The organism is Pseudomonas reinekei, assembly GCF_001945365.1.
GTDB classification, from domain to species: Bacteria; Pseudomonadota; Gammaproteobacteria; order Pseudomonadales; family Pseudomonadaceae; genus Aquipseudomonas; species Aquipseudomonas reinekei.
Genome location: NZ_MSTQ01000001.1, coordinates 328,169 through 350,417, shown reverse-complemented (window position 1 = coordinate 350,417; position 22,249 = coordinate 328,169). Strand labels below are relative to the sequence as shown.

The following is a 22,249-nucleotide window of genomic DNA, read 5'->3' as shown; positions in this document are numbered from 1 at the left end:
CATTCGCCCCCGAACTGACGCGGGGGCGAATGCCAGACCCCGCGCCGGACGGCTCGATCACGGCAAACAGGGTAAACGTCACGCCGCCCGCAGCGGCTCGGTCAATTGGCCCGGCACCTTGCTCAAGGGGCGGCCACGGGTGCGTCAGGATCTGTTGTTCTACCTGCGCACGCGCTCGGCAAATGAACTGTGGCTGGTGATTGTCGACGCATCGGCTTCAACGCGACGCCATCAGGCCTTGAGCGATGCCAAAGGCTTGCTGGCGCAACTCTTTGATGACGCCTATCGCCAACGTGCCCGGCTGGCCCTGATGACCGCCAGTGGTGCCGCGCCAACGTGGCAGGTCCAAGGCTTGAAAGCGTCCGGCGGTTTGCGTCATTGGCTTGATGGCCTTGGTGCAGGAGGGGGCACGCCGTTGCTGGCGGCGCTGGCTGAAGCGGGGCGATGGCTGAGTGTGCGACAAAAGCGTTTCCCGGCGGAGCAACAACGTTTGCTGGTGGTGACCGACGGCCGGCTCAAGGATGGGGCCGCTTTGGTGCCACTGGATTGTCCGGGGCTGCTGATCGATATCGAACGCGGGCCGATTCGACTCGGACGCAGCAAAACGCTGGCGGCGCAGTTGCAGTCCGAGTATCGGCATATCGACGAATTGCAATGACGTGAAAAGATCAGGCGACCGATGTCGTCGATCGATGGGTGTTGATCGCGGGAATCGGATGACGCATCAACGTCCCCACCACCAGCGCAGCCACCAATCCCGCCAGCCCCGCGACCCACAGCAACAGACTGAAGCCACCGACAAAGGCATGGCGAGCCAGCGGCTCGACCACCGGCCGTGCGTCCTGAGGCAACAGCTCCAGCGCCGCCGGCATGTCGCCGGCAACCACCCGCGATGCCAGCGCCTGGGTATGTTCCAGCCATTGACCGCCTTGGGCCGAGAGGCTGTCGTGCAGCAACTGTTCGCTATGGCCCGACAGCAACGCACCGTAGATGCCGACGCCCAGCATCACCGCACTGAAGCGCATGGTGGTGCTCATGCCCGAGGCCATGCCGGTGCGCTCGCGGGGAACGCAGGCCATGATGTTTTTCTGCGTGTCGCCGTTAAGCAGGCCTGCGCCAGCACCGGTAACGGCAATCGCCAGGGCGAACGGGAGATAGCCACCACTGTTGACTGCCCAGGCGCTGAGCAGGTTGCCGCAGCCTACCAGCGTCAAGCCGATCGCCATCAGGTTGGCCGGGGTGATGCGTCCCGTCAGGCGAGCACCGATGCGCGGGAAAATCAGCAGGGTGATGGCGAACGGCAACATACCGAGTCCCGCCGAGATCGCGGTAAAACCCAGGCCGTTCTGTAAGTAGAACGGCAGCATCGTCATCATCACCTGGGCGCACGCAGCGTAAGCGAACATGCCCAGCAGGGCACCGATGAAGCGCGGGTAACGGAACAGTTGCAAGTCGATCATCGGCCGCTGTTGCAGCCGTTCGATCACCACGAACAAACCCAACAGCAGCGCACCGCCGATCAGCCGCGCATAGGTCACCGGATTGGCCCAGCCAATCCGGTTGGCTTCGATCAAGCCCCAGATCAAACACAGCAGACTGGCGCTGAAGGCGAGGCTACCCCATGGATCAAGGCGTGCCGCTTGCGCATCGCGTGATTCCGGCACCGCGCGCCAGACCATGTACATCAGAAACAGGCCGACTGGCAGGTTGAGGTAGAAAATCCAGCGCCAGCCGACATATTCGGTAATCAACCCGCCCAGGGTGGGTGCGGCGGTCATGGCGACGCCCATGCAGCCACCCCAGAATGCCCAGGCCTTGGCCCGTTCGGCTTCATCGTGAAAGGTGTGGCCGATGGACGCCAGCGCCGAGGTCAACAGCAATGCCGCGCCAACCCCTTTGATCGCGCGAGCGATATCAAGAAACAGCGCGTTCGGTGCCGCACCGCAGCCCAGCGATGCGAGGATGAAAATGCCCAGGCCCCACATCAGGGTTTTCTGCCGGCCAAAACGGTCCGCCAGACTGCCGGCCGGCAACAGCAACGCGGCGAACGCCAGCATGTAAGCACTCACTACCCATTCGATGTCGGCGAAATTAGCCCCCAGATCACGGGCAATGCTGGGCAAGGTAACGGCGACGATATTGGTGTCGAGCACGATCAGCGAGCACACCGCTGATGCGGTAAGCAAGGTCAGGCGCTGACTTGCCTTGGGTTTGACGGACATGGCCAGGGTTCTCTACTGTGACGGTTCGTGCAGCTTATCGCTGGCTGTCGGTGTCTTTGTTAGGCGCGCCCCATCACTTCATTACCTTTGAGCTAATGCACCATGGACATCCGCCACTTCCGCTATTTCCTCGCCGTCGCCCGGCAGCGCAATTTCACCCGTGCCGCCGAGCAATTGGGTATCGCGCCGCCGACCCTGACCCGGCAGATTCAGGACATGGAAGCGGAATTGGGGGCGCGTCTGTTTTTGCGTCAGTCGCGCGATGTCAGCCTGACTGAGGCCGGTGCGACGCTGATGATCGAAGCCGAAGCCACGGTTCGACAATTCGAGTCTGCGCAACGCAATGCCCGGCGTGCCGGTCGCGGCGAAGTCGGGCATATCGAGCTGGGTTATGTGGCTTCGGCGGTGTACTCCGGCATGCTGCAAAAACAGGTGCGGGGTTTTGCCGGTGAATTCCCGGATGTCAGCCTCAATGTGCGGGAAAGCCCCATGGCCAACCTGCCGAACATGATCCTTGAGGGGCGTTTCGATCTGGGTTATGTCCGCTGTCCGTTGGCGTTGCCCGACGGTATCGAAAGTGTCCGGCTCAATGAAGAAGGCTTTGTGTTGGCGTTACCGGTCGATTCGTGGCTCAACCGGCTGCCGATGATCACGTCGGTGCACTTGCAAAACGAAAACTTCATCCTCCCCGAGCAAATGGCCGGTACTTTGCAGGTGGCCGCGCAGGGTGGTTTTGTACCGAAGCTGGGGGCGCAGCCGGGCGGACTGGTCGCGGTGATCGCGTTGGTTTCGCTGGGGCAGGGCGTGGCGGTGGTGCCGGCGTCGGTGGTCGGGCATGTCAGTCTGCCGGATGTGGTGTATCGGCAGATCCCGGATTGCCAGGCAGTGTCTTGGCTGGCGTTGATTCATCGGCGGTTCGAGAAGTCGCCGGCCGTGGTCCGCTATATCGAGCAGGTAAAAAACAGCTGAAAGCATCGCGAGCAAGCTTGCTCCTACAGATCTTGAAATGATTTCGGGCTGTAGGATTCGTCACTTTCGCCTGTACGATTCAAGTCCATTTTTCCATTCAGGACTTGCATGAACACCCTCTCGGAGCCTCCCAGTTATCCTTTCCCCACGTGCCATTGCGCGGTCTTGATGCACGCGAAACACCCGGTCTTTTGGCTTCCGTTTTCCCCCGACATTGCAGCTTCACGGCCTCTGTGCCGCGCCTTGCCGTGCTCGGCATTCTGAATTCACTGAAGAGATCGAGACGTTTTTATGGAATGGTTAGCTGACCCCACCGCGTGGCTGGGCTTGTTGACACTGATTGTGCTGGAACTGGTACTGGGCATCGACAACCTGGTGTTTATCGCGATCCTCGCGGACAAATTGCCGCCGCACCAACGCGATCGTGCGCGGATCATCGGTTTGTCCCTCGCGTTGCTGATGCGCCTGGGCCTGCTGGCGAGTATTTCGTGGCTGGTGACCCTGACGCAGCCGCTGTTCGAGGTGTTCGACAAGAGTTTCTCCGGGCGTGACCTGATCATGCTGTTCGGTGGTGTGTTCCTGCTGTTCAAAGCCACCATGGAACTGCACGAACGGCTCGAAGGCCATGTCGGCCAGCGTTCGTCCAATACCGCCTATGCGCTGTTCTGGCCCATCGTTGCGCAAATCGTAGTGCTGGACGCGGTGTTCTCCCTCGACGCGGTGATCACGGCAGTGGGCATGGTCGATGAGCTGTCGGTGATGATGATCGCGGTGATCATTTCCATTGGCCTGATGATCGTTGCCAGCAAGCCGCTGACCCGATTCGTCAACGCCCACCCGACGGTGATCATGCTCTGCCTGGGCTTCCTGATGATGATCGGTTTTGCGCTGACGGCCGAAGGCCTGGGCTTCCATATTCCGAAGGGCTATCTGTATGCGGCCATCGGTTTCTCGATCCTGATTGAAGTCTTCAACCAGATCGCCCGGGCCCGGCGCAAGCGCTCGATGCAGGGCCTGCGACCGATGCGCGAACGTACCGCTCACGCAGTGATGCGCCTGCTGGGCGGGCGCAAACTGGCGGTGGAAGAAGTCGGTGAGGAAATCGCCGACATGCTCGACAACGGCGAGGCGCCGAACGAAGAGCTGTTCGACCGTCGTGAGCGGGTGATGATCAGCGGTGTGTTGCAACTGGCTGAACGACCGATCCGCACGTTGATGACGGTGCGCGCCGATGTCGATCTTATCGACCTGGCCGACAACGCCGAGGCCATTCGCACGCGGCTGATGCATTCGTCTTACTCGCGCTTGCCGCTGATCCGCGACGGTGCCGTGGATGAACCGCTGGGCTTCGTGCACAAGAAGGAACTGTTGAAGGAGTTCCTGGCCGGTAACGAACCGGATCTTGCGCACCTGGCGCGCCAGACCATCAACCTGCTGGAGAGCTATTCGATCCTCAATGCCCTGGAGCAGATGCGCAAGGCGTCGACGCACATTGCGTTTGTGGTCAATGAATTCGGTGACTTCGTCGGCGTGTTGACCATGACCGACATCCTCGAGTCGATTGCCGGTGAATTGCCCGACGCCAGTGAAATCGAAGGCCCGGACGTGGTCGAGGAGAAGGGCGGGTTCGTGGTCAGCGGCGCATTGAACCTGGCGCGGGTTCGCCAGCGCACCGGGTTTGCCGCCGAGCCTACCGAGGACTATCAGACCCTCGCCGGTTTGGTGGTCAGCCTGCTCGATCGCCTGCCGATGATCGGTGACAGCCATGAGTGGGAAGGCTGGCGGATGACGGTCCTGAAGGTTGAAGAGCGGCGGGTGACGCGGGTGTTCCTCAATCGCGTCGGCGGGTGATTGTACCCCTGGCCGGCGCTGAACCCGCAGGAGCGAGCCTGCTCGGGAAAAACGGCCGTACAACGCGGGCATTCAAACTGCCTGCGTTATCGTTGACGTCCATCACGAGCAGGCTCGCTCCCACAGAAACACCTAAGCACTATTTGTGAACCCGCTACCCGCCATCCGTAGCCAACGGTAGCGCTACGCCAGCGTCTCTTTTGGTAACGCCTTTTCCTCACATCATTCCATCCCCCTGATTCAAAACACTTTCAATCCCCCCTACATTCCGCCCACATCCTGTGGCACACTTTCTGCTGTCTATTCCGTTGTTACATACCATATTCCGGTATAGCGGAATAAACATCATCCTGGAGTGCTTGCCATGCATCGCCGACCTTCCTTTTTCAAAGCGTGTGTTTTTCTTTTCGCAGCTTCGGCTGCTGCCATGGGTGTGGCCCAGGCAGCGGACAGTAAGCTCGACAGTGTTCTGGCCCGTGGCAAGCTGATTGTGGGCACCGGCAGTACCAATGCGCCGTGGCATTTCCAGGGAGCGGATGGCAAGTTGCAGGGCTTTGATATCGACATTGCGCGCATCGTGGCCAAAGGGTTGTTCAATGACCCGAGCAAGGTCGAGTTCGTGGTGCAGTCGTCCGATGCGCGGATTCCCAACCTGCTGACCGACAAAGTCGACATGAGCTGCCAGTTCATCACCGTGACGGCGAGCCGTGCACAGCAAGTGGCGTTTACCCTGCCTTACTACCGCGAAGGTGTTGGCCTGTTGCTGCCGGCCAACAGCAAGTACAAGGAAATCGAGGACATGCAAGCCGCCGGCGATGGCCTGACCGTGGCGGTGCTGCAGAACGTCTATGCCGAAGAGTTGGTGCACCAGGCGTTGCCCAAGGCCAAGGTTGATCAGTACGACAGCGTTGACCTGATGTATCAGGCCGTGAACTCCGGACGCGCCGATGCGGCGGCCACCGACCAGTCTTCGGTGAAATACCTGATGGTGCAGAACGCCGGACGCTATCGCAGCCCGGCCTACGCCTGGAGTCCGCAAACCTACGCCTGCGCGGTCAAGCGCGGCGATCAGGACTGGCTGAACTTCGTCAACACGGCCCTGCATGAAGCCATGACCGGCGTCGAGTTCCCGACTTACGCGGCATCGTTCAAGCAGTGGTTTGGCGTAGATCTGCCGTCTCCTGCCATCGGTTTCCCTGTCGAATTCAAATGATCCCGTGAGAGTGGGGCGCTGCCATGCGCCCCGCTCAAGGTACTGCCGACCATGAACTATCAGTTGAACTTTGCCGCCGTTTGGCGCGATTTCGACACCTTGCTGGCGGGGCTCGGTCTGGGCCTGGAGCTGGCGCTGGTGTCGATCGCCATCGGCTGCGTGATCGGCCTGCTGATGGCGTTTGCTTTGTTGTCGAAGCACCGCGCGTTGCGGGTGCTGGCATCGGTGTATGTCACGGTGGTCCGTAACACGCCGATTCTGGTGTTGATTCTGTTGATCTACTTTGCGTTGCCGAGCCTGGGGATTCGTCTGGACAAGATCCCGTCGTTCATCATCACCCTGTCGTTGTATGCCGGGGCGTACCTGACCGAAGTGTTCCGCGGCGGGCTGCTGAGCATTCCCAAGGGCCAGCGTGAAGCAGGCCTGGCGATCGGCTTGGGCGAATGGCAGGTCAAGGCTTATGTCACCGTGCCGGTGATGCTGCGCAACGTGCTGCCGGCGCTGTCGAACAACTTCATTTCGCTGTTCAAGGACACCTCGCTGGCGGCCGCGATTGCCGTACCTGAACTGACCTATTACGCGCGCAAGATCAATGTCGAAAGCTACCGGGTGATCGAAACCTGGCTGGTGACCACGGCGTTGTATGTCGCGGCCTGCTACCTCATTGCCATGATGCTGCGTTACCTCGAGCAGCGTCTGGCAATCCGCCGATAGGAGGCCCCATGTACGAATCCCCCAGTTGGTTGCATGAGTTGTGGATTGCACGTGAGCCGCTCTGGCAAGGCTTTTTGACCAGTGTGCAGGTGTCCGCGCTGGCGATTTTGCTCGGCACGGTGGTCGGCGTGTTTGCCGGTCTGGTGCTGACCTACGGCAAGTTCTGGATGCGCGCGCCGTTTCGTTTTTACGTGGACGTGATTCGCGGCACGCCAGTGTTTGTGCTGGTGCTGGCGTGCTTCTACATGGCGCCGGCACTGGGTTGGCAAATCAGCGCGTTCCAGGCCGGTGCTTTGGGGCTGACGCTGTTCTGCGGTTCCCACGTCGCCGAGATCGTGCGCGGTGCGTTGCAGGCATTGCCCCGTGGGCAGATGGAAGCGAGCAAGGCCATCGGCCTCACGTTCTACCAGTCCCTGGGCTACGTGCTGTTGCCTCAGGCGCTGCGGCAGATCCTGCCGACCTGGGTCAACTCGTCCACTGAGATCGTCAAGGCCTCGACGCTGCTGTCGGTGATCGGCGTGGCCGAGCTGCTGCTCAGCACTCAGCAGATCATCGCCCGCAACTTCATGACCCTGGAGTTTTACCTGTTCGCCGGATTTCTGTTCTTCGTCATCAACTTCGGCATCGAATTACTCGGCCGGCACATTGAAAAGCGGGTGGCCTTGCCATGACTCACGTTCAATCCAATACCCAAAACGGCCAGCCGCTGCTGGACATTCGTGGCCTGCACAAGTGTTACGACCAGCTCGAAGTGCTCAAGGGCGTCGACCTGACCCTGCAGCGCGGCAACGTGGTGACGTTGATCGGCTCCAGCGGCTCGGGCAAGACCACGCTGCTGCGTTGCGTGAACATGCTCGAAGAATTCCAGGGCGGGCAGATCCTGCTCGACGGTGAGTCCATCGGCTATGACGAAGTCAACGGCAAGCGTATCCGCCACCCGGAAAAAGTCATTGCCCGTCATCGCGCCATGACCGGCATGGCGTTCCAGCAGTTCAACCTGTTCCCGCACCTGACCGCGTTGCAGAACGTCACCCTTGGCTTGCTCAAAGTGAAAAAACTGCACAAGGACGAGGCCGTGGCCCTGGCGGAGAAATGGCTGGAGCGGGTCGGCCTGCTGGAGCGCCGCGATCACTTTCCCGGTCAGTTGTCCGGCGGTCAGCAACAGCGCGTGGCGATTGCCCGGGCCATTGCGATGAACCCGAGCCTGATGCTGTTCGACGAAGTCACCTCGGCCCTCGACCCGGAACTGGTGGGCGAAGTGCTCAACGTGATCAAGGGCCTGGCCGAAGACGGCATGACCATGCTGCTGGTGACCCACGAAATGCGCTTTGCCTTCGAGGTCTCGGACAAGATCGTTTTCATGAATCAGGGGCGCATCGAGGAGCAGGGGCCTCCCAAGGAATTGTTCGAGCGCCCGCAATCGCCGCGTCTGGCGGAATTTCTCAAAAACACGCGTTTTTGAACCTTTAATTTTCAATCAGGAGAAACACTCATGAGCATTACGCGTTACGGCACCGGCAGCGCCGCTGCAGGCGGCACGCCTCGTCCTTTCGCCCGTGCCGTTGAAGCCGATGGCTGGCTGCACGTGTCCGGGCAGGTGCCGGCGTTGGACGGCGAGATCATTACTGGCGGCATCGTCGAACAGACCCACCAGACCATGAAAAACCTGATCGCGATTCTCGAAGAAGCCGGTTATGGCCTGGAAGACGTGGTGCGTGCTGGGGTCTGGCTGGAAGACCCTCGGGATTTCACCAGCTTCAACAAGGTCTTCGGCGAATACTTCAAGCCTGAACACGCCCCGGCCCGTGCCTGCGTGCAGGCGAACATGATGGTCGACTGCAAAGTTGAGATCGACTGCATTGCGTACAAGAAAAAGGCTTGAGTCCGTGGTGACTTCTTCGCGAGCAGGCTCGCTCCCAGAGGGGAGATCATTCCAAAGGTGGGAGCGAGCCTGCTCGCAAAGGTGGCCTAACCGTCACTGCATCACTCTGGTTAAACTCCCGGCATTTTGAATGGGAACCACTGAAATGACCGAAGACACCATCAAGCGCCGGGCACGCGGTCTGGACCGGGCGTTCGATATTCTCGATTTCCTCAAGGAAGTCGGCCAGCCCCTGCGCCCGAACGACATCGCCAACGGCATCGGCAGCCCCAAATCCACGGTCTACGAACTGGTGGCGTCATTGCTTGAGCGCAGGATTCTGGAACCGGTGGGCAAAGACGGTCACGTTTACCTCGGTCGCCAGCTGTACTTCCTCGGGCAGGCGCATCTGCGGCATTTCGACCTGACCCGCGAGGCCGATTACGCCCTGCAGGAAATCGTCAGCCAGACCCATGAAACCGCGCAAATGTGCCTGCTCAACGGCCGCAAATACACCGTGGCATTGATGAAAGAGGGCGAGCGGCATTTCCGTATTTCTTCGGACATCGGCGAAAACGCGCCGATTCCCTGGACCGCGTCCGGGCGCCTGTTGCTGGCGCACCTCAGTGACCAGCAAATCGTTGACCTGATCGACCCCGACGATTTCGTTCTGCCTGACGGCGAGCGTTTGCCGCTGGAGCAATTTCTGAAAGAAATCCGTCAGGCCGGGCGCGATGGGTTTTTCTCTTTCGATAGCGTCGCCGACACCTTTACCCATTGCTTCGCTGCCCCGGTCAAAGACGCGAACGGCGTGGCCATCGCGACCCTGTGCATCGTCGCCCCCCGGGCCGATGCCAAGAACAATTACAACGACTATCGCCGGGTGCTGATCGACAGCGCCAACAGCCTGGCCCGTCGCATCAACGAATAACAGCGGCCACCTGTGGCCGCGAATGTGAGGAGTTCAACCATGTCTTCTGCCAAAAATACTGCCGCCGTGGAAAAGGGCTTTGCCCATACGGGCGCTAACCTGGTGCGCGACGTCAGCCTGCCTGCGTTGGTGCTGCACCGCCAAGCGCTGGAGCACAACATCCGCTGGATGCAGGATTTTGTCAGCAACAGTGGCGCTGAGCTCGCGCCCCACGGCAAAACCAGCATGACCCCGGCGCTGTTTCGTCGACAACTGGATGCCGGTGCCTGGGGCATCACCCTGGCCAGCGCCACGCAAACCCGCGCGGCCTACGCCCATGGCGTGCGTCGGGTGTTGATGGCCAACCAGCTGGTCGGCACGCCGAACATGGCGTTGATTGCGGATCTGTTGGCTGACCCGACTTTCGACTTTTACTGCATGGTCGATCACCCGGACAACGTCGCTGACCTGGGCGCGTATTTCGCCTCGCGCGGCGTGCGACTGAACGTGATGATTGAGTACGGCGTGGTGGGCGGGCGTTGCGGTTGCCGCAGCGAGCAGGAAGTGCTGGACCTGGCCAAAGCCATTGCGGCGCAACCGGCGCTGGCCCTGACCGGGATCGAAGGCTACGAAGGCGTCATTCACGGTGATCACGCCGTCAGCGGCATCCGCGCGTTTGCCGGGTCTTTGGTGCGCCTGGCGGTGCAGTTGCAGGACAGCGGCGCGTTCGCCATCGCCAAACCGATCATCAGCGCTTCCGGTTCGGCCTGGTACGACTTGATTGCCGAAGAGTTCGAGGCGCAAAACGCGGCGGGTCGTTTCCTCAGCGTGTTGCGTCCAGGCAGCTACGTTGCCCATGACCACGGCATCTACAAGGAGGCGCAATGCTGCGTCCTCGACCGTCGCAGCGATTTACACGAAGGGCTGCGGCCGGCGCTGGAAGTCTGGGCGCACGTGCAGTCGTTGCCGGAGCCGGGTTTTGCGGTGATTGCCCTGGGTAAACGCGACGTGGCCTACGACGCCGGTTTGCCGGTGCCGCTGCTGCGTTACAAGGCTGGCGTGGTGCCGGCCAAGGGGGACGATGTCGGCGCCTGCAAGGTGACGGCGGTGATGGACCAGCACGCGTTCATGACCGTGGCGCCGGGGGTTGAATTGCGCGTGGGCGATATCATTTCGTTTGGTACTTCGCACCCTTGCCTGACGTTCGACAAATGGCGCGTGGGGTGTCTGGTGGATGAACAGTTGAATGTCATCGAGGCCATGCAAACCTGTTTCTAAGCGATACACCAGAGACCCGACAAGAATGAACACCATCAACACCCTCGGCCCCAACACCCCACGCATCGCCCTGATCGGCGAATGCATGATCGAGTTGCAACACCGCGCTGATGGTAGCCTGCAACAAAGTTTCGGCGGCGATACCTTGAACACTGCGGTTTACCTGTCTCGTGAGCTGGGTACCGCCGGCAGCGTGGACTACGTCACCGCCCTGGGCGATGACAGTTTCAGCGATGCCATGTGCCGGAGCTGGTCCGACGAAAACATCGGATTGGGCATGGTCCAGCGTTTGCCCGGGCGTTTGCCGGGTTTGTACTGCATTCAGACCGACGCCGCCGGCGAACGCCGTTTCCTCTATTGGCGCAACGAAGCGGCCGTGCGCGATTGCTTCACCACCCCGGCCGCCACGCCGATCCTGGCGGCGCTGCCGGATTACGATGTGCTGTATTTCAGTGGCATCACCCTGGCGGTGCTGGGCGTGAAAGGCCGGGAAAAGTTGCTCGAAACCTTGATCGAAGCCCGCCAGCGTGATGCGCGGATCGTCTTCGATAACAATTACCGGCCTCGGCTTTGGGCTTCGATTGAAGAGGCACGGGCTGCCTATCGCAGTGTTTTGCCGTACGTAGACCTGGCGCTGCTGACCGTCGATGATGAGCAGGCGCTGTTCCATTTTGCCGATTGCGAGGCAGTGTTTGAGGCGTACGAGCAGATTGGCACGCCGGAAGTGGTGCTCAAGCGTGGTGCCGAGGCGTGCCTGATTCGTTGTGCGGGCGAGTCATTCAAGGTGCCGGCGCAGAAAGTCGAGCAGGTGGTGGACACGACGGCGGCGGGGGATTCGTTCAGTGCCGCGTACCTGGCCTCACGGCTCAAGGGCGGGAGCCCGGTGGAGGCGGCCGAGGCAGGACACCGCTTGGCGAGCCGGGTGATTCAGGTGCCGGGAGCCTTAATTCCAAGGTAAGAATAGGATGGCCGCTGGCTGCGCCATCGGTTCGCGAGCAGGCTCGCGCCCACAAGGAAATGGCGAACAACGCAGATCCAATGTGGGAGCGAGCCTGCTCGCGAAGGGGCCATCAAGCCTATCGATTAATCCCGGTAAAACACCTGCACCAGGTGATAACCGAACTTGCTCTTGATCGGCCCGTGCACCACCCGCAGCGGTTTTTTGAAGATCACCGCATCAATGGCCCCGACCATCTGCCCCGGCCGCACTTCACCCAAGTCACCGCCGCGCTTGCCCGACGGGCAGGTGGAGTACTTCTTGGCCAGCACATCAAAGGCTTCGCCCTTGGCGATGCGTTGTTTGAGCTGCTCGGCTTCTTCCGAGGTTTTCACCAGAATGTGGCGTGCTTGAGCTTTCATGGGACAAATACCTTGTAACGGTGTTGACGGCGGGGCGCGGGATTATGCCCTAACTCACCCCGCTTGGCCGATCATCGTGCGAATCTTGTGGGCCAGCAGATCAATGGAGAACGGTTTGGCCACCATGTCCATCCCTTCTTCGAGAAAACCCTGACGCTCGGCCGCCATTTGCGCATACCCGGTCATGAACAACACTTTCAGTTCCGGACGATGCTGCCGGGCGATTTCGGCCAGTTGCCGTCCGTTCATGCCCGGCAAGCCGACATCCGTCACCAGCAGGTCCACCCGCATCCCTGACTCCAGCAAGGGCAGGGCGGATTTCGCATCGTCGGCTTCGTAGGCGTGATAACCCAGCTCCTTGAGCAGGTTGAGCACCAGCATGCGCACCGCCGGGTCGTCTTCCACCAATACCACGGTTTCCCCGGCAATCGCTGGTGGCGCTTCGCTGATGACCGGCTTCAAAACGTCTTCCTGTTCCATTGCTTGCAGTCGCGGCAAATACAAACGCACGCTGGTGCCCTGGCCCGGCAGGCTGAACAGACTGACATGGCCGCCCGACTGTTGCGCAAAACCATAGATCATCGATAGCCCAAGTCCGGTGCCCTGGCCGATGGGTTTGGTGGTGAAAAACGGGTCGAACGCCTTGGCCAGGACTTTGGGCGTCATGCCGGTGCCGTTGTCGGTGACGGCGATCATCAGGTAATCACCGGCCTTGACCGGTTCCAGGGTATTGATGTCGCTGCTGTCGAGGTAGACGTTGGCGGTTTCGATGCGCAGCTCACCACCGTCGGGCATGGCGTCCCGGGCGTTGATGACCAGGTTGAGCAGGGCGTTTTCGAGTTGGCTGACGTCAGTGCTGACCGGCCAGACATCTTCGGTCAGTTGCAATAGGAGCTCGATGTGATCGCCCTTGGTTCGTCGCAGCAAGTCTTCCAGGGAGTGGATCAGGTCATTGGCGTTCAACGGTTTGCGATCCAGCGACTGTCGCCGGGAAAACGCCAGCAGGCGATGGGTGAGGGCGGCGGCGCGGTTGGCCGATGAAACCGCAGCTTCGGTGAAACGGCCGATTTCTTCCGTGCGCCCTTCAGCAATGTAGCGTTGCATCAGGTCGAGGCTGCCAATGATTCCGGTGAGCATGTTGTTGAAGTCATGGGCAATGCCACCTGTGAGCTGGCCCACCGCTTCCATTTTCTGCGCATGGCGCAAGGCATCTTCGGCGCGTTCGCGTTCGAACATTTCGTTTTGCAGGCGCTGGTTGCTTTCGGCCAGTTGTTGAGTGCGCGCGGCGACCCGCTCTTCGAGGGTTTCGTTGAGATTGCGCAGGGCTTCTTCGGTCTGTTTGCGCTCGGTTTCGTCGATCACGAAGATGTAGAAACCGTTCACCGCGCCGTTGGCACCGTGGCGCGGCAAGTAGTTCATCAGCGCATGGCGGATGCTGCCGTCGCGGTGCGGTGTATTGATGCTGAAACAGCACGGCTTGCCGCTCAGCGCCTGGGCGATGTGCTCGGCGCGCAGGGCGTAGGCTTCATCGCCCAGGACCTCCAGAATTGTCCGGCCATAGAGCTCTTGAGGTGTCAGGCCGTACCAGTCCAGATACGCGGCGTTGTTCAGGCGAAAGCGTTCCTCGCGGTCGACGTAGCTGATCAGGATTGGCATGGCGTTGATGATCAGCTGCAACTCGGTCTGGCTCTGGCGCAGGGCCTGCTCGGTGTTTTTGCGTTCGGTCAGGTCCAGGGCCGCGCCGAGGAAACGGATCGGCCGGCCATGATGGTCCTTGTAGCAGCGCCCGCGGGCAAACACCCAGCGCAATTGGCCATCGGGCTGCAACAGGCGATATTCCTCGGCATATTCGGTGCCGTGGGTGATGCAGTGCTTGATGCTGCGGGTAATCATGGCGCGGTCTTCGGGGTGAACGCCGTGCAGGTAATCGCTGATCGGCAACTGGCCGGCCATGGCCGGATCGATACCGTGCAATTGGGCGAAATGCGCATCGGCAATAAAACGGTCCTCGCTGATGTCCCAATCCCAGGTACCCACCGCGTCGGTGGCGGCGAGGGCCAGTTGCAGGCGCTCTTCGGTTTCCTGTTGCGCCTTGAGGCTGGCGGCCGAACGCTGCTCCAGTTCCAGGGCTATGCGTCGGCGCTCATTGGTTTCAATGGCAGTGACCAGGATTCCGGCGACTTCGGCGTTTTCGTCCCGGATCGGGCTGTAGGTCAGATCAAGCCAGAAGTCGGAATCGACGCCGTTACGCTGCAGGGAGAACCGCTGCTCGCTGTAGGTTCGCACCTGGCCTTGTAGGACGGCACTGTAAATCGGGTCGGTGAAGTCCTGAAGTTCCGGCCAGACTTGGTGTGTTGGCTGTCCGAAAGCGTGCGGATGCTTGCTGCCCGCGAGCAGGGCGAAGCCGTCGTTGTAGATCTGCGTCAGTTGCGGCCCCCAGAGCAGCAACATCGGCATCGGCGAGTGAATCACTATATCCACGGCGGTTCGCAGGCTTTGCGGCCAGTTACTGGCGGCGCCCAGCGGACTGTTCGCCCAGTCAAGTCGGGCAATCAGGGCCTGGGCATCGCTGCCGGTCGGTGATGGGTTCATCAAGGTGTCCTGCACAAAAGTCGGTGTGACGGCGTCTACTATTACGGCTAGACGCTGAATGACCGGTTTCGGGTCATTTTTTCATTGAATGCTTTGCGGGTGCTTTTTGCCATGGAAATCGATGCATTGTTGAAACGCCTGGCCAGCCAGAATGGCTCCGATCTTTACCTGTCCACCGGCGCGCCACCCAGTGCGCGTTTCGACGGTGTACTGACGCCCCTTGCCGACCCACCCTTCAAACCGGGAGACATTGCGGCGATTGCCGCGTCCATCATGGACGCCGAACAGCGACTGGAGTTCGATCGTCAGCTGGAAATGAACCTGGCGCTCTCTTTACCGGGAATTGGCCGCTTCAGGGTCAATATTTTCAAGCAGCGCAATGACACTTCAATGGTGGTGCGCAACGTCAAACTCGACATTCCACGTTTCGAAGACCTCAAGCTGCCGCCAGTATTGCTGGAAACGGTGATGCTCAAGCAAGGCTTGATGTTGTTCGTCGGCGCCACCGATTCGGGCAAGTCTACTTCGTTGGCGGCCCTGATCGATTATCGCAACCGGCATGCCAGTGGCCATATCGTCACCATTGAGGACCCGATCGAGTATATCCACCGGCACAAGAAATCCATCATCAACCAGCGCGAGGTCGGCGTCGACACCCGTAGTTTTCACGCCGCGTTGAAAAACACCCTGCGCCAGGCACCGGACGTGGTACTGATCGGCGAGATCCGTGATCGCGACACCATGGAGCACGCGCTGGCGTTTGCCGACTCCGGGCATCTGGTGATCTCCACGCTGCACGCGCACAACGCCAATCAGGCACTGGACCGCATGATCAACTTCTTTCCCGAGGAGCGGCGCGGGCAATTACTCAATGATCTGGGCAACAATCTCAAGGCCTGCGTTTCCCAACGCCTGGTCCGTAGCCGCGACGGGCAACGCCGGGTGGCAGTGGAAGTGATGCTGGGAACGCCGACGATTGGCGATCTGATTCGGCGCAATGCGTTTTCCGAATTGAAGGGCGTGATGGAGAAATCAACGGCGCTGGGGATGCAGACGTTTGATGGGGCACTGTTCGAACGGGTCGTCGAAGGCGTGATCGATGAGGAAGAGGCGCTCAAACATGCCGATTCGGTGAACAACTTGCGCTTGCGTTTGAAACTCCATGCCGAAGCCACATCAAACGCCCACGCCCCGCCTGGCGATTGGGGACTCGTCGACTGACAAAAGTCCCCCAGCAGGCGATTTTTCAGGTGTCGAGTTCGGGGCGGTTTCGGAACTGCTCCAATGCCTCTGGATTGGCCAGCGCGTCGGTATTCTTCACCTTCTGCCCATGCACCACATTGCGCACCGCCAGTTCAACGACTTTGCCGCTGATGGTCCGTGGGATATCGGTCACTGCGACGATTTTCGCCGGCACATGACGCGGCGTGGTGTGGGCGCGAATGACCTGGCGGATCTGGTCTTGCAGTGTTTCATCCAGCTCGATGCCTGCCGTCAAGCGTACGAACAACACCACCCGCACATCATCGTGCCATTGCTGGCCGATGGCGACGCTGTCGAGCACCTGCGGGACTTTCTCCACCTGGCGGTAGATTTCCGCGGTGCCAATACGCACGCCTCCGGGGTTGAGCACGGCGTCGGAGCGGCCGTGGATCATCATTCCGCCATGGGCCAGTTGCTCGGCATAATCGCCCTGCGCCCACACGCCGGGGAACTGGCTGAAATATGACGCCCTGAGCTTTTCGCCGTCGGGGTCATTCCACAAGCCGATGGGCATCGCCGGGAAATGTCGTGTGCAGACCAGTTCGCCTTTTTCGCCAATCACCGGTTGGCCGTTGTCGTTCCATACTTCGACGGCCATGCCCAGGCTCTTGCCCATGTTTTCCCCACGCCGGACTGGCGACATCGGGTTGCCATTGACGAAACAGGAGACGATGTCCGTACCGCCGGACATCGAGGCCAGGCACACGTCCTGCTTGAAGTCGCGATAGACGTAATCGTAACTCTGGGGCGAGAGGGCCGATCCGGTGCAGAGCAGGGTTTTCAGACTGCCCAGATCATGGCTTTGCTTGGGTTTGACGCTGCTGCTTTCCAGGGTGGCGAGGTACTTGGGGCTGGTGCCGAAGACGCTGATGCGCTCGTCGTCGATCAGGTCGAGCAAACGTTCGGGGCCTGGCTGGAAGGGGGAGCCGTCGTACAGCACCACGGCGCTGCCGACCGCGAGGGCCGAGACCAGCCAGTTCCACATCATCCAGCCGCAAGTGGTGTAGTAAAACAGGCGTTCACCGGGGCCGAGGTCGCCATGCAGGCCGTGTTCCTTGACGTGCTGCAGCAGCACGCCGCCGGTGCTGTGGATGATGCATTTGGGGACGCCGGTGGTACCGCTGGAATACAGGATGTACAGCGGATGGTCGAAGGGCACCGGGGTGAAATCCGGCTCGCCGCCGGGGAAGTAGAAGTCGTCCCACAGTGTGACGTTGGCGGCTGTCTGGAAGTCTTCGATGTGTGCCTCTGGCCGCGCGTAAGGCACGATGATCAATTGCTGCAACGATGGCAGTCGCTCAAGGATTTCGTTGACCTTGGCACGCTGGTCGATCTCTTTGCCGGCGTAGCGATAACCGGCGCAGGTCAGCAGCACTTTGGGGTCGATCTGGCCGAAGCGGTCGATCACCCCTTGGGTGCCGAAGTCCGGCGAAGAGCAGGACCAGATCGCGCCGAGGCTGGTGGTGGCAAGCATGGCGACTAATGTCTGCCAGGTATTGGGCATGCACGCCGCCACCCGGTCGCCAACGCCGACGCCTGCGGCGATCAAACCGTTCTGAAAACCGGCGACATGTTCTGCCAGTTCGGCCCAGGTCAATTGTTCGCGCTGACCGTTCTCCGCCACGGCCACCACGGCCACCGCATCATCGCGACGGCGCAGCAAGTGTTCGGCAAAGTTCAGGGTGGCGCCGGGAAACCATTGGGCGCTGGGCATTTTCGCACCTTCGAACAGCACCGCGTCGGGTTGCTGATGAAAGCGCAGGTCGAAGAAGTCGACGATGGCCTGCCAGAAATCCTGGCGTTGATCGATGGACCATTGATGCAGGGCCGGGTAGTCGTCGATGTGCAGATGATGCCGCTGATTGATGAAGCGCCGGAAGGCTTCCATGCGGGTCTTGCTGATTCGCTCGGCGGTGGGTTGCCACAGAACTTCTGACATGGGTGTCCCCCTGTTTTTCTTATTACACACGCACAGGCCTTTTGTGGCGAGGGAGTTTGCTCCCACTCGGCTGCGCAGCAGTCGCAAACACAGGCAACCGGTTTTGTCCGGGAATCGCTTGGGGCGGCTTCGCCACCCAGCGGGAGCAAGCTCCCTCGCCACAGGGTGCAGCGGCGCCTTACTGCGCCAACCATCCTCCATCGATATTCCATGCCGCGCCCCGTACCTGAGCCCCGGCTTCACTGCACAGGAACAGCACCAGTTCGCCCAATTGCGGCGGGGTGACAAATTCCAGCGAAGGTTGCTTCTCGGCCAGCAGATCATGCTGCGCCTGCTGCGGGTCGATCCCACTGGCGGCGCGGTCATCGATCTGCTTCTGCACCAGCGGCGTCAACACCCAGCCGGGACAAATCGCGTTGCAGGTCACGTTAGTGGTGGCGGTTTCCAGGGCCACCACCTTGGTCAAACCGATCACACCGTGTTTGGCGGCCACGTAAGCGGCTTTGCCGGTTGAACCTACCAGGCCGTGCACCGAAGCAATGTTGATGACCCGGCCCCAGCCCTTGGCGCGCATGCCCGGCAGGCTCAGGCGAGTGCTGTGAAACACCGATGACAGGTTGATCGCAATGATCGAATCCCAGCGTTCCACCGGAAACTCGTCCACCGGCGCCACGTGCTGGATGCCGGCGTTGTTGACCAGGATATCGACACCGCCGAATTCGCGCTCGGCGTAGGCGATCATGTCGGCGATCTGCGCCGGGTCGCTGACGTCGGCCGGGTGATGGCCGACCTTGCCGCCGAACTGTTCGACTTCAGCGATCACTTTGGACGCATCGCCGAAACCGTTGAGGATCAGGTGGGCGCCAGCCTTGGCCAGGCTCAGGGCGATCCCCAAGCCGATGCCGCTGGTGGAGCCGGTGACCAGCGCGGTCTTGCCCGAAAGAGTCGTCATCAATACCTCACACAATGCCAGTGGCGTAGAAAGTGCCAATCACTACAAATACCGCCAGGGTCTTGATCAGCGTAATACAGAAAATGTCTTTGTAAGCTTCGCGGTGGGTCAGGCCGGTCACCGCGAGCAAGGTGATCACCGCGCCGTTGTGCGGCAGGGTGTCCATGCCGCCACTGGCCATCGAAGCCACGCGGTGCAGCACTTCCAGCGGGATGTTGGCGGCGTGGGCCGCCGCGATGAATTGCTCGGACATGGCCGCCAGGGCGATGCTCATGCCACCCGACGCGGAACCGGTGATGCCCGCCAGCAAGGTGACGGTGATCGCTTCGTTCACCAGCGGATCGGGGATGTTCTTCAGCCAGTCGGCCAGCACCAGGAAGCCTGGCAGAGAGGCGATGACCGCGCCAAAGCCGTATTCCGAAGCCGTGTTCATCGCTGCCAGCAACGCACCGCTCACGGCGCTTTTACTGCCTTCGGCGAGTTTGCTGCTGATGGCCTTGTAGCCGAACGCCAGCACCATGAGGATGCCGACCAGCAGCGCGGCCTGCACCGCCCAGATGGCGGTGAGTTTGGCGATTTCAGTGGTGACCGGCGTGGCCATGCCCGGCAGCGCCAGGCTGTGGGTCTTGCCGTACCACTGGGGAATCCACTGGGTAAACAGCAGGTTCATGATGCCCACGGCCAACAGCGGCGACAGCGCGATCCACGGGTTGGGCAGCTTGATGTCAGCTGCGGTTTCCGGCTCGTTGCGCAGTTCGGTGCCATACCCTTCACCGGCGCGCTGGGCCTTGTTGCGCTGACGCTGGAGAAACAGCATGCCGGCGCAGAACACGAAAATCGTACCGATCACACCCAGCCATGGCGCAGCCCAGGCGGTGGTGTTGAAGAACGTACTCGGGATGATGTTCTGGATCTGCGGAGTGCCGGGCAGGGCGTCCATGGTGAACGAGAACGCACCCAGGGCGATGGTCGCCGGGATCAGGCGCTTGGGAATGTTGCTCTGGCGGAACATTTCAGCGGCAAACGGATAGACCGCGAACACCACCACAAACAGCGACACGCCGCCGTACGTGAGCAAGGCGCAGACCAGCACGATCACCAGCATCGCCTGGCGGGTACCGAGCAGGCGGATGGCGGCGGCGACAATGGAGCGCGAGAAGCCGGACAGTTCGATCAGTTTGCCGAACACCGCACCGAGCAGAAACACCGGGAAGTACAGCTTGATGAAACCGACCATTTTCTCCATGAACACACCGGTGAAGGCAGGTGCGACGGCGGAAGGGTCAGTCAGCAGGACGGCGCCGAGGGCGGCGATCGGGGCAAAAAGGATAACGCTGTAGCCACGGTAAGCAGCCAGCATCAGCAGCGCGAGGGCTGCCAAGGCAATGATCACACTCATGGTGTGTCTCCTGGATTGTTATTTTTTTAGGGTGGTACGTTGTGGGGAGGGGCTATAGCGAGTTTCGTGCCATGTGGCTAAGTCATTGAAATATAATGAAATATCCAATCTTGGCGAGTGGGGGGTGAATAGTTCTGTCTCTTTTTGGAGATTTTCGGCGAATGTTCCGGCCCCTCGCGGGCAGGCGCTCCCATATTTAACGCGTTTTTCAAACCCTTTATTGACGCTGCGGATGCGGGCTTGCCTGCGATGGGGTCATATCTACCAATAGAGATTTACGTCTCGCTATTGAGACTCCGCAATCCCCAACGCCACCATCTTCTTGTACAACGTCGACCGCCCAAGCCCCAATCGCGCTGCGGCTTCAATCACCTTACCCCCGCATTGCGCCAGAGTGGTTTCTATCAAGTGCCGGTCGAAGCGCTCCCGCGCCGCACTGAACGTCTCATGCTCCAGCGGTTCGAGGGTCAATGGTGCCACGCGCTCAACCGGGGAAAACGTTCCGATCGCGGCGCGGATGTCCGTTGCAGAAAGCCGCAGGTCATCACTGAGCAATGCGGCCCGCTCCAATACGTTGCGCAGTTCGCGGATGTTCCCAGGCCACGCATGTTGACTTAGCAAGGCCAGCGCTTCGCCGTGCAGTTCGTGCTGGCTGCGCAGTTCCTCAAGAATGGCTTCACTGAGGGCGGGCAAGTCGTCGAGACGTTCGCGCAACGGTGGCACCTGGATCGGCAGGACATTGAGGCGGTAATACAAGTCGGCACGGAACTCGCCGCGCTTGATCGCCGCCTCCAGATCAGTCGAAGTTGCAGCGATTACCCGCACGTCGCTCTGAATCACCTCGTTGGAACCCACCGGCTCGAATTCCTTTTCCTGCAATACCCGCAGCAGCTTGCTTTGCAGCGGCAGTGGCATGTCGCCGATTTCATCGAGGAAGAGGGTGCCGCCCTGAGCGATTTGCAACTTGCCGGCACGGCCCTTGCGATCAGCGCCGGTGAAGGCGCCGGGCGCGGTGCCGAAAAATTCGGCCTCCAGCAACGATTCCGGTATCGCCGCACTGTTGATACTGACAAATGCCTTGTGTGCTCGCGGCGAAGCATTGTGAATCGCCTGCGCCAGTAATTCCTTGCCGGTGCCGGTTTCACCGAGCAGCAGCACCGGCGACTCGGTACTGGCACTGCGCCGGGCACGACGTTTGACTTCCAGGCTGGCGGCGCTGGTGCCAATGAAGTGGGCGAAGTTGTATTTGGTCTGCCGCGCCCGCAACAGCGAACGGGTCGACGCCAGTTCTTCCTGCATGCTCATGTAGCGCTTGAGCATTGGCGACAGACTGCGCAGTTCATCGAACAGGGCAAAACCGATCGCACCGATCACCTCGCCGGCGTCGTCGTGAATCGGCAGGCGCATGACCACCAGAGGTTCTTTGGGGGTGTCCTGCATGTCGAGCAGGATTGGCCGGCCGGTGCGCACCACTTCACGCAGCAGGCTTCCGGGGATCACGCTTTCGCAGGCTTTACCGATGGCGCCCTCGGCCGATTGCAGGCCGAAACGCCGGGCATAGCGCTCGTTCATCCAGACAATATTGGCGTCGCGGTCGACGATCACCGTGCCTTCACTCGACTGCTCGATGATCTCGAACAACGAACGGATCGCCAGCAGGCGCACGCGCTGGTAGTCCTTGAGGCTTTCGGTGGTGTTCATGGATATCGGTCCTGATTTTAGGTTGC

At 60.6% G+C, this 22,249-nt stretch carries 19 protein-coding genes; 12 read left to right on the top strand and 7 right to left on the bottom strand.

Annotated elements, in window-relative coordinates:
- The first annotated feature begins 1 nt into the window (after position 1).
- Positions 2-658: a vWA domain-containing protein gene (locus BVK86_RS01620; protein ID WP_075944741.1), complete on the top strand. Its 657-nt coding sequence runs from the start codon at positions 2-4 to the stop codon at positions 656-658.
- A gap of 10 nt (positions 659-668) precedes the next feature.
- Here the strand turns inward: BVK86_RS01620 and BVK86_RS01615 are convergent, their stop codons facing one another.
- On the bottom strand, positions 669-2,222 hold the full coding sequence (locus BVK86_RS01615) for an MFS transporter (protein ID WP_075944740.1): 1,554 nt from the start codon (positions 2,220-2,222) through the stop codon (positions 669-671).
- Between the two features lie 102 nt (positions 2,223-2,324).
- On the opposite strand from BVK86_RS01615, the gene BVK86_RS01610 reads away from it, so the two are divergent.
- The 10 genes from BVK86_RS01610 to BVK86_RS01565 all read left to right on the top strand — a co-directional run bounded on the left by BVK86_RS01610 (position 2,325) and on the right by BVK86_RS01565 (position 11,976).
- Positions 2,325-3,191 carry a LysR family transcriptional regulator gene (locus tag BVK86_RS01610; RefSeq protein ID WP_075944739.1) on the top strand — a complete coding sequence of 289 codons (867 nt, stop codon included), beginning with the start codon at positions 2,325-2,327 and terminating at the stop codon, positions 3,189-3,191.
- 291 nt (positions 3,192-3,482) lie between these two features.
- On the top strand, positions 3,483-5,042 hold the full coding sequence (locus BVK86_RS01605; RefSeq protein ID WP_075944738.1) for a TerC family protein: 1,560 nt from the start codon (positions 3,483-3,485) through the stop codon (positions 5,040-5,042).
- 364 nt (positions 5,043-5,406) lie between these two features.
- Positions 5,407-6,255, top strand: coding sequence for a transporter substrate-binding domain-containing protein (locus tag BVK86_RS01600; protein ID WP_075944737.1), 849 nt, complete (start codon positions 5,407-5,409; stop codon positions 6,253-6,255).
- Between the two features lie 51 nt (positions 6,256-6,306).
- A complete protein-coding gene (locus BVK86_RS01595; protein ID WP_075944736.1) occupies positions 6,307-6,969 on the top strand; it encodes an amino acid ABC transporter permease in 663 nt (220 codons plus the stop codon).
- Positions 6,970-6,977: 8 nt separating this feature from the next.
- Complete coding sequence (locus BVK86_RS01590) at positions 6,978-7,640, top strand: amino acid ABC transporter permease (RefSeq protein WP_075944735.1); 663 nt, start codon at positions 6,978-6,980, stop codon at positions 7,638-7,640.
- Positions 7,637-8,431 carry an amino acid ABC transporter ATP-binding protein gene (locus BVK86_RS01585; RefSeq protein WP_075944734.1) on the top strand — a complete coding sequence of 265 codons (795 nt, stop codon included), beginning with the start codon at positions 7,637-7,639 and terminating at the stop codon, positions 8,429-8,431. The genes BVK86_RS01590 and BVK86_RS01585 overlap by 4 nt, the downstream gene beginning before the upstream one ends.
- A gap of 30 nt (positions 8,432-8,461) precedes the next feature.
- Positions 8,462-8,851 (top strand): RidA family protein, encoded by a 390-nt coding sequence (locus BVK86_RS01580; RefSeq protein ID WP_075944733.1) that lies wholly within the window; start codon positions 8,462-8,464, stop codon positions 8,849-8,851.
- Positions 8,852-8,996: 145 nt separating this feature from the next.
- On the top strand, positions 8,997-9,761 hold the full coding sequence (locus BVK86_RS01575) for an IclR family transcriptional regulator (RefSeq protein ID WP_075944732.1): 765 nt from the start codon (positions 8,997-8,999) through the stop codon (positions 9,759-9,761).
- Positions 9,762-9,800: 39 nt separating this feature from the next.
- On the top strand, positions 9,801-11,018 hold the full coding sequence (locus BVK86_RS01570) for an amino acid deaminase (protein WP_075944731.1): 1,218 nt from the start codon (positions 9,801-9,803) through the stop codon (positions 11,016-11,018).
- A 25-nt stretch (positions 11,019-11,043) separates the two neighbouring features.
- Positions 11,044-11,976, top strand: coding sequence for a sugar kinase (locus BVK86_RS01565; protein ID WP_075944730.1), 933 nt, complete (start codon positions 11,044-11,046; stop codon positions 11,974-11,976).
- Positions 11,977-12,101: 125 nt separating this feature from the next.
- Here the strand turns inward: BVK86_RS01565 and BVK86_RS01560 are convergent, their stop codons facing one another.
- Both BVK86_RS01560 and BVK86_RS01555 read right to left on the bottom strand, forming a co-directional pair.
- Complete coding sequence (locus tag BVK86_RS01560; RefSeq protein WP_007933743.1) at positions 12,102-12,377, bottom strand: peptidylprolyl isomerase; 276 nt, start codon at positions 12,375-12,377, stop codon at positions 12,102-12,104.
- 54 nt (positions 12,378-12,431) lie between these two features.
- Positions 12,432-14,969, bottom strand: coding sequence for a PAS domain-containing hybrid sensor histidine kinase/response regulator (locus BVK86_RS01555; RefSeq protein ID WP_075944729.1), 2,538 nt, complete (start codon positions 14,967-14,969; stop codon positions 12,432-12,434).
- 111 nt (positions 14,970-15,080) lie between these two features.
- Here BVK86_RS01555 and BVK86_RS01550 point away from each other — a divergent pair, with 111 nt between their 5' ends.
- Positions 15,081-16,190: a PilT/PilU family type 4a pilus ATPase gene (locus BVK86_RS01550; RefSeq protein WP_075944728.1), complete on the top strand. Its 1,110-nt coding sequence runs from the start codon at positions 15,081-15,083 to the stop codon at positions 16,188-16,190.
- 25 nt (positions 16,191-16,215) lie between these two features.
- Here BVK86_RS01550 and BVK86_RS01545 read toward each other — a convergent pair whose 3' ends face one another.
- The 4 genes from BVK86_RS01545 to BVK86_RS01530 all read right to left on the bottom strand — a co-directional run bounded on the left by BVK86_RS01545 (position 16,216) and on the right by BVK86_RS01530 (position 22,223).
- Entirely contained in the window at positions 16,216-18,171 is a 1,956-nt protein-coding gene (locus tag BVK86_RS01545) for an acetoacetate--CoA ligase (protein ID WP_075944727.1), read from the bottom strand.
- A 178-nt stretch (positions 18,172-18,349) separates the two neighbouring features.
- Positions 18,350-19,123, bottom strand: a complete 774-nt coding sequence (locus tag BVK86_RS01540) for a 3-hydroxybutyrate dehydrogenase (protein WP_075944726.1) — start codon at positions 19,121-19,123, stop codon at positions 18,350-18,352.
- 7 nt (positions 19,124-19,130) lie between these two features.
- The gene (locus BVK86_RS01535; RefSeq protein ID WP_075944725.1) at positions 19,131-20,522 is read right to left on the bottom strand and encodes a GntP family permease; all 1,392 of its coding nucleotides are present in this window, start codon (positions 20,520-20,522) and stop codon (positions 19,131-19,133) included.
- 285 nt (positions 20,523-20,807) lie between these two features.
- Entirely contained in the window at positions 20,808-22,223 is a 1,416-nt protein-coding gene (locus BVK86_RS01530) for a sigma-54 interaction domain-containing protein (RefSeq protein WP_075944724.1), read from the bottom strand.
- Positions 22,224-22,249: the final 26 nt, after the last annotated feature.